This window comes from Actinoplanes sp. NPDC026623 (assembly GCF_040638275.1).
Lineage (GTDB): Bacteria > Actinomycetota > Actinomycetes > Mycobacteriales > Micromonosporaceae > Actinoplanes.
This window is the reverse complement of sequence record NZ_JBEZXZ010000264.1, coordinates 1-10,131: the sequence shown is the minus strand read 5'-3', so window position 1 is coordinate 10,131 and position 10,131 is coordinate 1. Positions and strand designations below refer to the sequence as shown.

The window sequence follows — 10,131 nt, the reverse complement described above, 5'->3', positions numbered from 1 at the left end:
CGCATAAAGCGCGATCGGCGGGCGATAACAGTTTTTCGGGTCAGCCGCGCCGCCACTTCTGGTTGGCGCCGCCGGTGCAGTCCCAGAGGATCAGTCGGGCGCCGTCGTTGCCGTTCCAGGCGTCGATGTCCACGCACTTGTTCGCCTGGGGGTTGACCAGGTCGCCGGCCGCCGACAGGACGAACTGCTGCGCCGCGTTGCCGCTGCAGTTCGCGATCTGGATGACCGCGCCGTTCGCGGTCGAGCCCCACGCCACGTCGAGGCACTTGTTGTTCGAGGTCTGCAGGGTGCCGTTCACGAAGTTCCACTTCTGCGCCGCGGTGCCGTTGCACCCCCACATCTGCACCGGCACGCCGTCGGAGAAGTTCGCATTCGGCACGTCGATGCACTTGTTGTTCCAGTTGCTGATGACCGAGTTCGCCCCGCCGCCACCGCCGCTGGTGGTCAGCGAGAGGCCGTAGACGCCGAGGATCTCGTTGACCGGCTGGAACCACATCGTGCCGCCGGACGTGCAGTTGCCCGAGCCGCCGGAGGTGACGCCCTGCGCCTGGTTGCCGGAGATCCACGAGCCGCCGGAGTCGCCCGGCTCGGCGCAGGCGTTGCTGCGGCTGAGCCCGGAGACCGAGCCCTGCGAGTACACGATGGTCTCGTCGCGGCCCAGGATGGTGCCGCAGCGCCAGCCGGTGGTCCGGCCCGAGCGGCAGACCGAACTGCCGATCGCGGCGTCCTGCGAGCCGGCCACGATCACGTTGCCGCCCGAGTAGTTGTTCACCCACGGCTGGGGCGTCCAGTTGCCGTTCGTCCGGATCCACGAGTAGTCGTTGCCCGGGAACGACGAACCGGCGAAGGTGCCCTGCGCGACGTTGTTGTAGCCGAGAGTCGGGCTGTTCACGCCGCCGCAGTGCCCGGCGCTGACGAAGCCGCCGGCGACGGGGAAGCCGATCGAGCAGAGCGTGTTGCCGTTGATCACGTACTGGTCGCCGCCGCGGATGTCGTACATCGGCTTGGGCGCCTCGGCCGCGGGAACGACGGTGACCTCGCCGGCGCCGCTGTCACGGGCGAACCTGCGCGCCGCGGCGGCGCCGCCGGGCTTGGCCATGACGACGAGCCGGTTGGCGGCGACGTCCACGTACCAGCCGCGGACGGCGGTGCCCTGCGCCTCGGCGGCGTTGCGGTCCAGCCGCCGGCGGGCGGCCGCCAGGTCGGCGTCGCCGCGCGCGACGATCTTGACGTCGGCGCCCTCGGCGCGGACCGCGGCGGCCGACGTCGCGGAGGTCACCGCGACGGTGAGCCGCTCGGCGCCGGCCGGGATCCAGGCGCCGGCGAAGGCCTTGCCGAGCCGGGCGCGCAGCCGCTTCTCGACGACCGGCGCCGCCGCCTCGGTGGCGAGGCGGGCCGCGATCTGGTCGTCGGTGAGCCTCAGGTCGCGGCGCATCGCGGCGACCATGCCGGGTGCCATGTCGAAGCGGGCGACCGCGCTGGGTGCGCTTGGGGTGGGTGTTTCGGAGGAATAACTTGTTAACGGGAAGAGGCCGACGGTGGTCACCGCGACGGCGGCGACGCCGAGCAGCTTGACGGGACGTGACATGGGGATCCTTCCGCTGACCAGGGGGAACTTCGAGGGGAAGGAGAGCGCTCTCTAAATCGGAGTCTGTCGATACTTGTTAATTCTGTCAAGAAACCTCAATGATTATTGTCCACCGATGTCAGGTCGCGTCCTGGCGTCGGTTCGTTGCGGAACGTGCTAGCTTGGAGGGGTTGTCGTTCCGATTTCTCATATTTGCCAGAGCCTGGTGGGTATCCGAGCCCCCCGGGCTTTTGTCGTATGGGTTCGGTTTCCCGATCTCTACGGGCGGCGACGGAGTTCGCGAGGTGTGAACTCCTTGTGGTTGCGAAAGGGCTTGACATGGCTGTCGGCACAGTGAAGTGGTTCAACGCAGACAAGGGCTTCGGCTTCATCACCCAGGACGGTGGTGCGCCGGACGTCTTCGCCCACTTCTCCGCCATCGCCTCCGACGGATACCGCACTCTCGAGGAGAACCAGCGGGTTGAGTTCGACATCGAGCAGGGCCAGAAGGGCCTGCAGGCGGCGAACATCCGTCCCATCTGACGTACGTCACGAGGGCCGTGCCTCCCGCGTTGAAGCGGAAGGCGCGGCCCTCGGTCGTTTCCCTTCTACGGAAAAGAGTGGTGTGAAGACGTACTCCGGAGCCCCCTACGCGGTCGCGACCCACAGCGCCCTGCAGCGACGGCTGCTGCGTAACGCCTCGTTCCCCGCAAGGGCGCCGCAACAGGACGCCCTGAACCTGACCTCCGTGCCGATGGTCCCGGAGGTACACCTCTTCCTCGCCGAGGACGCCGTGCTGCTCTGGGCGCGCCTCGAGGCCGAGGAAGGCGCACCGCTGCCGGCCCCGTACTGGGCGACGGCCTGGCCGGGCGGGCAGGCTCTCGCCCGCTACGTCCTGGACAACCCCGAGCTGGTCGCGGGCCGCCGCGTGCTGGACCTCGCCTCCGGCTCCGGGCTGGTCGCCATCGCGGCCGCGCAGGCCGGTGCCGCCGAGGTGACCGCCAACGACACCGACGGCTACGCCATCGCCGCGATCCAGGCCAACGCCAACGCAAACGGCGAGCGGATCGCGACCGTCGTGGAGGACCTCACCGACGGCGACGGCGACGACGCCGAGGTGATCCTCGCCGGCGACTGCCTCTACAACGCCGACGTCGCGGCCAAGATGCTGCCGTTCATCGCCCGTGCCATGAGCCGCGGCGCGAACGTGCTGCTGGGCGACCCCGGCCGCGGATACGCACCGCCCGGGCTGCTGCGCACCCTGACCACGTACCAGGCGGCGGCCCTCGGCGCGCTCGAGGACGGCCAGCGTGACCAGGCCAGCGTGCTGACCCCGGTGGCGGTGGCGCTCACGCGCTGAGCAAGCCCCTCGCGGTATCCCGGTCGGACGTGCAAGGCTGAACGCTGACGCGTGCGACCGGGGGCGTTCGCTGGATGATCGTGGGGTGTCATTCGTGGGCATGATCAAAGTGGTCGGGCTGGTCCTGCATCCGAAGCGGGACTGCGGCTCCGCCATCGAGGCCATCGTCCGGTGGGCGGCGGGGCGCGACGTCACCGTCCTCGGACTGCACGACGAGATCACCCGGATCGACTGCGCCGCCGTCGCGGTCTCCGCCGAGGAGATGGTCGAACGCGCCGGGCTGCTGGTCAGCCTCGGCGGCGACGGCACCATGCTGCGCACCATGCGCCTGGTCGAGGGCCGCAAGACCCCCGTGCTCGGCGTCAACGTCGGCCGGCTCGGCTTCCTGGCCGAGGTCGACCTGCCCGGCCTGGCCGGCGCGCTCTCGTCGATCGACGAGCACCGGTTCACCATCGAGTCCCGCACGGCGGTGCGGGCCGTGCTGCCCGGCGGCGACGAGGTCTCGGCGTTCAACGACATCGCCCTGGTCCGGGTGCCCGGCGACGGCCTCGCGCACGTCGGCATCAACGTCGAGGGCAGCAACTTCGTCCGGTACGCGGCCGACGCCGTCATCGTCGCCACGCCCACCGGCTCCACCGCCTACAGCTTCTCGGCCGGCGGGCCGATCGTGTCGCCCAACGTCGAGGGGCTGCTGGTCAGCGCCGCCGCCGCGCACTCGTCGTTCAACCGCTCGCTGGTGCTGTCCCCCGACGAGCAGCTCGAGCTCGACGTGCGCCCGACCAGCGGCCGGCTCGCGGTCGAGGTCGACGGCATCATCCACGGTTACGCCAAGCCCGGCGACAAGCTGTCCATCATCCCCGTGCCCGCGGCCGCCCAGGTCATCCGCTTCGGGCAGACCTCGTTCTACGAGCGGGCCCGCCGCAAGCTGCGGGTCGAGGGCAGCGCCCAGGTCGGCGGCGGCGACCTGGCGGAGGCCACCGTCGTCGACAGCTTCGAGCAGTCGCGCTACGAGGTCCTGCTCGGCGGCGAGCTGGCCGGCGTCCTCAACTACCGGCGCCACGGCGACCGGATCGAGCTCGCGCACACCGAGATCGACCAGGCCTTCCAGGGCCAGGGCCTGGCCGGCCGCCTCGCCGGCGCCGCGCTCGCCGACGCCCGCGGCCGGGCCACCCCGGTCGTCGTCACCTGCCCGTACGTCGCCGGCTACGTCGAGCGGCATCCCGAGTTCAACGACCTGATCGCCGAGGGAGGAGCCCGCGCATGACCGGGGCAACGTGTACACACCTGGACCAGACCGAGGACGTCAAGCCGTCCGGTGAGGGATGCGTCGAATGCCTGGCCGCCGGCGGCCGCTGGGTGCACCTGCGCGTCTGCATGACGTGCGGCCACGTCGGCTGCTGCGACTCGTCACCCGGCCGGCACGCCACCGCGCACTTCCACGCCGAGGGCCACCCGATCGTGCAGTCCTACGAGCCGGGCGAGACCTGGTGGTGGTGCTACCTGGACAACGTCGCCTACGAGGTACCCGACGCCCGCTCCTTCACGCATCCGTAAGGATTCCGCATGGGCCACCCCGCCATCCTGACCGTCGACGACGACCCCTCGGTCTCCCGGGCCATCGCCCGCGACCTGCGGCGCCGCTACGGGGAGGCGTACCGGATCGTCCGGGCCGCGTCGGCCGCCGAGGCGCTCGAGGCGCTGCGGGAGCTCAAGCTGCGCGGCGGCCGGGTCGCCGTCATGCTCGCCGACTACCGGATGCCGCAGATGAACGGCATCGAGTTTCTCGAGCAGGCGATGGACCTGTTCCCGAACGCCCGCCGCGCCCTGCTGACCGCGTACGCGGACACGGACGCGGCGATTCAGGCGATCAACGTGGTCGACGTCGACCACTACCTGCTCAAGCCCTGGGACCCGCCCGAGGAGAAGCTCTACCCGGTCATCGACGCGCTGCTCGACGCCTGGCAGGCCGTCGGCGACCGGGAGGTCGAGGACATCCGCGTCGTCGGGCACCGGTGGAGCGAGCCGTCCTACCAGATCCGCGACTTCCTGGCGCGCAACCTGGTCCCGTACCGGTGGTTCGGCGCCGACGACCCCGAGGGGCGCCGCCTGCTGGAGGCCGCCGGGGTGGGCCCGGAGTCGATCCCGCTGGTGGTCACCGCGGACGGCCGGGCGATGGCGCAGCCGAGCACGTCCGAGGTCGCCGAGGCGGCCGGGCTGTCGATCGCGCCGGAGCGCGACTTCTACGACCTGATCATCGTCGGCGGCGGGCCGGCCGGGCTCGGCGCCGCCGTCTACGGCGCGTCCGAGGGCCTCCGGACGCTGCTGGTGGAGCGGCAGGCAGTCGGCGGGCAGGCCGGGCAGAGCTCCCGGATCGAAAACTACCTGGGCTTCCCGGACGGCATCTCCGGCGCGCAGCTCACCGACCGGGCGCGCCGGCAGGCCGGCAAGTTCTCCGCCGAGGTGCTCAACACCCGCGAGGTGGTCGGCCTGCACCCGGACGGCTCCGCCCGGACGCTGCGCTTCGCCGACGGCGGCGAGGTCTCGGCGCACTCGATCGTGCTGGCCACCGGCGTCGCCTACCGGCCGCTGGTCGCCGCCGGCATCCCCGAGCTGACCGGCGCGGGCGTCTACTACGGCTCGGCCGCGACCGAGGGGCCGTCCTGCGCGGGCAGCGACGTCTACATCATCGGCGGCGCGAACTCCGCCGGTCAGGCCGCGCTCTTCTTCTCCCGGTACGCCCGCAGCGTGACCCTGCTGGTGCGCGGCGACTCCCTCGAGGCGTCCATGTCGTACTACCTGATCCAGCAGCTCAACCGGATGGACAACGTGCGCGTGCGTACCCGGTGCGAGGTTGTCGGTGCGCAGGGCGGCGACCACCTCCAGGCGATCACCATCTGCGACAGCAAGAACAACACGGTGACCAGCGTCGAGTGCGGCTACCTGTTCGTCTTCATCGGCGCCGAGCCGCGCACCGACTGGCTCGGCGACACGGTGGCCCGCGACGAGAAGGGCTTCCTCTACACCGGCCCGGACCTGCTCTCCGGCGGAACCCGGCCGAAGGGATGGGATCGGGACCGGGATCCGTTCTACCTGGAGTGCAGCGTTCCCGGCATCTTCGCCGCCGGCGACGTCCGGGCCAACTCGGTGAAACGGGTGGCATCGGCGGTCGGCGAGGGCGCGATGGCCGTCACGCTGGTCCACCGCTACCTGGAGGCGCAGTAATGACCGAACTCGAACCGTGCCAACCCGGCATGCTCACCGTCGACGAACTGCGCACCCTCTTCCTGTTCGAGAAGCTCACCGACGACCAGCTCGCCTGGATCGCCGGGCACGGCTGCACGCAGCACGCCGCCGCCGGGCAACTGGTGATCCAGGAGGGCGATCCGGCCGACAAGTTCTTCGTCCTGCTCAGCGGCACCGTCGCGCTCACCCGCCGGGTCGGCCAGGACGACGTCGAGACCACCCGTACGGAGCAGCGCGGCGTCTACATGGGCGCGACCCGGGCGTACATCCGCGACGAGGGCGTGCAGCACCGCTACATGGCGTCGATGCGCGCGCTCGACGACTCCGACTTCTTCGTGCTCAGCGCCGAGGACTTCGGCTCGCTGATGCGCGACTGGTTCCCGATGGCGCTGCACCTGCTCGAGGGCCTCACCCTCGGCATGCGCACCACCCAGGTGGCGATCGGGGAGCGGCAGCGCCTGGTCGCGCTCGGCGCGCTCTCCGCGGGCCTCATGCACGAGCTCAACAACCCCGCCGCCGCCGCGTCGCGGGCCACCGGCGCGCTGCGCCAGCGGGTCGCCGGCATGCGGCACAAGCTGGGCATGCTCGCCGCGGGCAAGGTCGCGCCCGAGCGGCTGGACGCGCTGGTGGAGCTGCAGGAGGACGTCATCGAGCGGGCCGCCAAGGCGCCGACGCTGACCGCGCTGCAGGCCTCCGACCGCGAGGACGAGCTCGGCGACTGGATGCAGGAGCACGGCGTCACCGGCGGCTGGGACCTCGCCCCGGTCTTCGCGCAGGGCGGGCTCGACATCGAGTGCCTCGAGCTGATCGAGGCCAAGGTGGTCGAGCCGGGCCTGCTCGACCAGGCCATCCACTGGATCGGGTACGCGCTCGAGACCGAGCAGCTGATGAGCGACATCGAGGAGGCCACCGGCCGGGTCTCGTCGCTTGTCACCTCCGCCAAGCAGTACTCGCAGCTGGACCGCGCCGCGCACCAGTGGATCGACGTGCACACCGGCCTGGACAGCACCCTGGTGATGCTCTCCCACAAGATCGGTACGGGCGTCCAGGTGGTCAAGGAGTACGACCGCGACCTGCCCCGGATCCCGGCGCACCCGGCCGAGCTCAACCAGGTCTGGACCAACATCGTCGACAACGCGGTGCAGGCCATGAACGGCGCCGGCACGCTCACCGTGAAGACGTACCGGCAGGACGACCAGGTCGTCGTCTCGATCGGCGACACCGGCCCCGGCGTGCCCGAGGAGCTGCGCAAGCGGGTCTTCGAGCCGTTCTTCACCACGAAGGCGGTGGGCGAGGGCACCGGGCTCGGCCTCGACATCTCGTACCGGATCGTGGTCGGCGGCCACGGCGGCGACATCGTCCTGGAGTCCCGGCCGGGCGACACCCGGTTCCTGGTGAGCCTGCCCATCTCGGAGCCGGCCTCCCGCTGACTGCCGGCTCGCCGCCTCAGCCCGTACGACGGCCCGGCCGGCCTTGATCGGCCACGCCGGGCCGCCGCCGAGGCGCGCTGCTATCGGCGCGGGACCGCGGTGACGACGACATTGTCGCGATAGTGCCGGGTCCCGGCGTCGAACGGGCCGCCGCAGGTGATCAGCGTGAGCCGTACGGCGCCGTCGCGGGCGAAGTACCTCGCCAGGGGGATCGCCGTCTTGCGGTACCGCTGCCGGGCCACGACCTCGAACGTCCGGGTCTTCGCGCCGGGGCCGGTCACCGTCACCACATCGCCGCGGGCCAGAACGCCGAGCCGGAAGAACGCGCCCTCGCCCGCGGTCGCGTTGTCCACGTGCCCGGCGATGACGATGGAGCCCGCCGACGCGTTCGGGCCGGGTCCGTAGGAGTACCAGCCGACCCGGTCGACGCTCGGCGGAACGGCGAGGGCGCCGGTCGCCGCGTCGATGCCGACGGCGTCGACCGCCGCGTCCAGGTTCACCGCCGGAATGCGCAGCCGGGTGGGTGCGTCGACGGCGCGGGCTGCCGGAAGCCGGCCGTCCTGAACGGGTACCCGGGCCGGGGCGGGCGGCGCCGTTGCCGGTGTGGCCACCGCCGGCGCGCCGAAGTCGCCGGGCGGCTGTGATCGGCAGGCGACCACGCCGGCGGCGGTGGTCAGGCCCATCCCGAGCAACACGGTGAGCAGGGCACGCCCCGGCAGGTGCCGGGACGTGCCGCCGCGCGGGTGCACGCTCATCGACGGCCGGTCACCGTCCTGGCCAGACCGAACACGGCCAGCAGGAGGCCGGCGATGCCGACGCCGTACCAGGGCAGCGGCGTACCAAGGTCGGCGCGGCCACCGTTGCCGCCGGGCACGCCACCCGGCGCCGAGTGCAGGCCGGTGATCGTCTGCGACACGACATCGAGGGTCTTGTCCTCTGCCGAGCCGACCGCGTACACGATGGTCGCGGTGCCTTCCCTCAGGTCGAGGTCGGTGGGCCCGAGCACCCGGGTCTGGGTGCCGGCGAGGACCACGTCGGCGGAGACGGTGCCGGCGGCGACGTCGGCCTTGGCCTCGTCCGGGTTGGTCAGGGACGTGAAGACCGGGTCGCCGCCGGCCCGGATGTCGACCGCCGGCGCCGCCGCGGTGTGCCGGACGATCAGCCGGGCCTTGCCCGCGGCGAGTTTGGCGGTGTCGTTGACGAACGGCGTCAGCACGGGCTTGCCGTCGGTGCCAAGGTGCGCGACCAGGCTGATGTTCGCGTCCCCGGGCACCTCGGCGCCGGCAACGGTCAGCAGCGCGTCGCCGATGGCGTCGCCGGGCTTGGTGAGTGCGATGTCGTACTTCCCGGCGGGGAGCGTCAGTGGACCGGCAACCTTGCCCGGCTGGAAGTCCGGGATGGTCTTCTTGCCGTTGACGTAGACGTCGACCGCCTGCCCGGGTATGCCGTGCACGACGGAGACCTGCGAGCCGGACCTGGCGAAGGCTGGTGAACCTGTGGTGCCGAGAGCGACCAGGACCACCGCGCCGGCCGTGGCCGCGCGACACAGGGACAGGATGCGCATCGGGACTCCTCGAACAGATCGTCGTGAATTTCGCTACGCCCGGTCCTTCGTCACGGCGGCTGCGGGTGGATGCGGCGGAAACTGGGAAGTCGCAGGTGCATCCGGCGGGGGGCCGCCGAGCGAATCAACGGGAGAACCTGTGCGCGGAAGGGAGGTCGATGAGCTCCGACGACGAACTCGCCGAGCGGTTACGCGACGGCGACGAGAAGGCTCTGCGGACGGCCTACGATCGGCACGGAGCTGCCGTGCTGTATCTGGCCCAGCGGATGCTGGGTAACCGCGCGGACGCCGAGGACGTCACCCAGGTGACGTTCGTTGCGGCCTGGGCGGGACGGGACGGCTTCGACCCGCAGCGCGGCACGATGCTGGGCTGGCTGCTCGGCATCGCCCGGCGCAAGGCCGTCGACCGCCTGCGGTCGGCGGCGCGCGACCTTCGGGTCACCGAGACCGTACGGGCACAGCTCGCGCCCGACGAACGCGAGACCCCCGAGCGGATCGTGGACCGGCTGGTCGTCGCCGACGAGCTCGGCCGGTTGCCGCAGGAGCAGCGGCGCACCCTGGAGCTGGCGTTCTACGACGATCTCACCCATCCACAGATAGCGGCCGTCACCGGGCTGCCCCTCGGTACGGTCAAGAGCCATATCCGCCGTGGAATGGCGAACCTGCGACGTCGTTGGGAGGTGGACGGTGCAACACGTGGATCCCGATCGGCTGGTTCTTCTCGCGCTCTCTGAGGAGGAGCCGGAACTCGGCGAGTCAGATCATGTGGCGCAGTGCCCCGACTGCCGGCGCGACCTCGAGACGTTGCGCAATGTCGCCGACCTCGGTGCCGGCAGCCAGGAGCTGCGGGACCTGCCGTCCCCGCCGGAGGCGGTCTGGCGGGCCATCGAGGCGGACATCGCCGGCCCGGCCCGGCCCGCCGGCGAGCGGGCCCGGGCCACCCAGCCGGCGGAGCGGCGCACCCGCC

10 protein-coding genes and 1 pseudogene are annotated in these 10,131 nt (G+C 71.5%); 8 read left to right on the top strand and 3 right to left on the bottom strand.

Features of this window, described 5'->3' with window-relative positions:
* Positions 1–40: 40 nt before the first annotated feature.
* Positions 41–1,588 (bottom strand): ricin-type beta-trefoil lectin domain protein, encoded by a 1,548-nt coding sequence (locus AB0F10_RS41205; RefSeq protein WP_360638695.1) that lies wholly within the window; start codon positions 1,586–1,588, stop codon positions 41–43.
* Between the two features lie 318 nt (positions 1,589–1,906).
* Here AB0F10_RS41205 and AB0F10_RS41200 point away from each other — a divergent pair, with 318 nt between their 5' ends.
* From AB0F10_RS41200 to AB0F10_RS41175, 6 genes are all read left to right on the top strand, one after another.
* The gene (locus tag AB0F10_RS41200; RefSeq protein WP_023561244.1) at positions 1,907–2,110 is read left to right on the top strand and encodes a cold-shock protein; all 204 of its coding nucleotides are present in this window, start codon (positions 1,907–1,909) and stop codon (positions 2,108–2,110) included.
* An 82-nt stretch (positions 2,111–2,192) separates the two neighbouring features.
* A complete protein-coding gene (locus AB0F10_RS41195) occupies positions 2,193–2,927 on the top strand; it encodes a 50S ribosomal protein L11 methyltransferase (RefSeq protein WP_360638692.1) in 735 nt (244 codons plus the stop codon).
* Between the two features lie 100 nt (positions 2,928–3,027).
* The gene (locus AB0F10_RS41190) at positions 3,028–4,191 is read left to right on the top strand and encodes an NAD(+)/NADH kinase (protein ID WP_360638698.1); all 1,164 of its coding nucleotides are present in this window, start codon (positions 3,028–3,030) and stop codon (positions 4,189–4,191) included.
* Positions 4,188–4,481 (top strand): UBP-type zinc finger domain-containing protein, encoded by a 294-nt coding sequence (locus tag AB0F10_RS41185; protein ID WP_360638689.1) that lies wholly within the window; start codon positions 4,188–4,190, stop codon positions 4,479–4,481. Before AB0F10_RS41190 ends, AB0F10_RS41185 begins: the two co-directional genes overlap by 4 nt.
* Positions 4,482–4,490: 9 nt before the next feature.
* A complete protein-coding gene (locus AB0F10_RS41180) occupies positions 4,491–6,149 on the top strand; it encodes an FAD-dependent oxidoreductase (protein ID WP_360638686.1) in 1,659 nt (552 codons plus the stop codon).
* Complete coding sequence (locus AB0F10_RS41175) at positions 6,149–7,600, top strand: ATP-binding protein (RefSeq protein WP_360638683.1); 1,452 nt, start codon at positions 6,149–6,151, stop codon at positions 7,598–7,600. The genes AB0F10_RS41180 and AB0F10_RS41175 overlap by 1 nt, the downstream gene beginning before the upstream one ends.
* Before the next feature lie 80 nt (positions 7,601–7,680).
* On the opposite strand, the gene AB0F10_RS41170 is transcribed toward AB0F10_RS41175, so the two are convergent.
* Together AB0F10_RS41170 and AB0F10_RS41165 are read right to left on the bottom strand one after the other, a co-directional pair.
* Positions 7,681–8,355, bottom strand: a complete 675-nt coding sequence (locus AB0F10_RS41170; protein WP_360638680.1) for a class F sortase — start codon at positions 8,353–8,355, stop codon at positions 7,681–7,683.
* Positions 8,352–9,164 (bottom strand): DUF4397 domain-containing protein, encoded by an 813-nt coding sequence (locus AB0F10_RS41165; RefSeq protein WP_360638677.1) that lies wholly within the window; start codon positions 9,162–9,164, stop codon positions 8,352–8,354. The genes AB0F10_RS41170 and AB0F10_RS41165 overlap by 4 nt, the downstream gene beginning before the upstream one ends.
* Positions 9,165–9,322: 158 nt before the next feature.
* Between AB0F10_RS41165 and AB0F10_RS41160 the strand changes: the two genes are divergently transcribed.
* Positions 9,323–9,898 carry a sigma-70 family RNA polymerase sigma factor gene (locus AB0F10_RS41160; RefSeq protein WP_360638674.1) on the top strand — a complete coding sequence of 192 codons (576 nt, stop codon included), beginning with the start codon at positions 9,323–9,325 and terminating at the stop codon, positions 9,896–9,898.
* Positions 9,861–10,131, top strand: a pseudogene (locus AB0F10_RS41155) (hypothetical protein); the annotation flags it as partial. The gene AB0F10_RS41160 and the pseudogene AB0F10_RS41155, both read left to right, overlap by 38 nt.

Bases quoted from the DNA above. Each gene is read 5' to 3' on its own strand.
- AB0F10_RS41160 (WP_360638674.1), top strand. From the start codon at position 9,323: ATGAGCTCCGACGACGAACTCGCCGAGCGGTTACGCGACGGCGACGAG.
- AB0F10_RS41170 (WP_360638680.1), bottom strand. From the start codon at position 8,355: ATGAGCGTGCACCCGCGCGGCGGCACGTCCCGGCACCTGCCGGGGCGT.
- AB0F10_RS41175 (WP_360638683.1), top strand. From the start codon at position 6,149: ATGACCGAACTCGAACCGTGCCAACCCGGCATGCTCACCGTCGACGAA.
- AB0F10_RS41180 (WP_360638686.1), top strand. From the start codon at position 4,491: ATGGGCCACCCCGCCATCCTGACCGTCGACGACGACCCCTCGGTCTCC.
- AB0F10_RS41165 (WP_360638677.1), bottom strand. From the start codon at position 9,164: ATGCGCATCCTGTCCCTGTGTCGCGCGGCCACGGCCGGCGCGGTGGTC.
- AB0F10_RS41205 (WP_360638695.1), bottom strand. From the start codon at position 1,588: ATGTCACGTCCCGTCAAGCTGCTCGGCGTCGCCGCCGTCGCGGTGACC.
- AB0F10_RS41200 (WP_023561244.1), top strand. From the start codon at position 1,907: ATGGCTGTCGGCACAGTGAAGTGGTTCAACGCAGACAAGGGCTTCGGC.
- AB0F10_RS41185 (WP_360638689.1), top strand. From the start codon at position 4,188: ATGACCGGGGCAACGTGTACACACCTGGACCAGACCGAGGACGTCAAG.
- AB0F10_RS41190 (WP_360638698.1), top strand. From the start codon at position 3,028: ATGATCAAAGTGGTCGGGCTGGTCCTGCATCCGAAGCGGGACTGCGGC.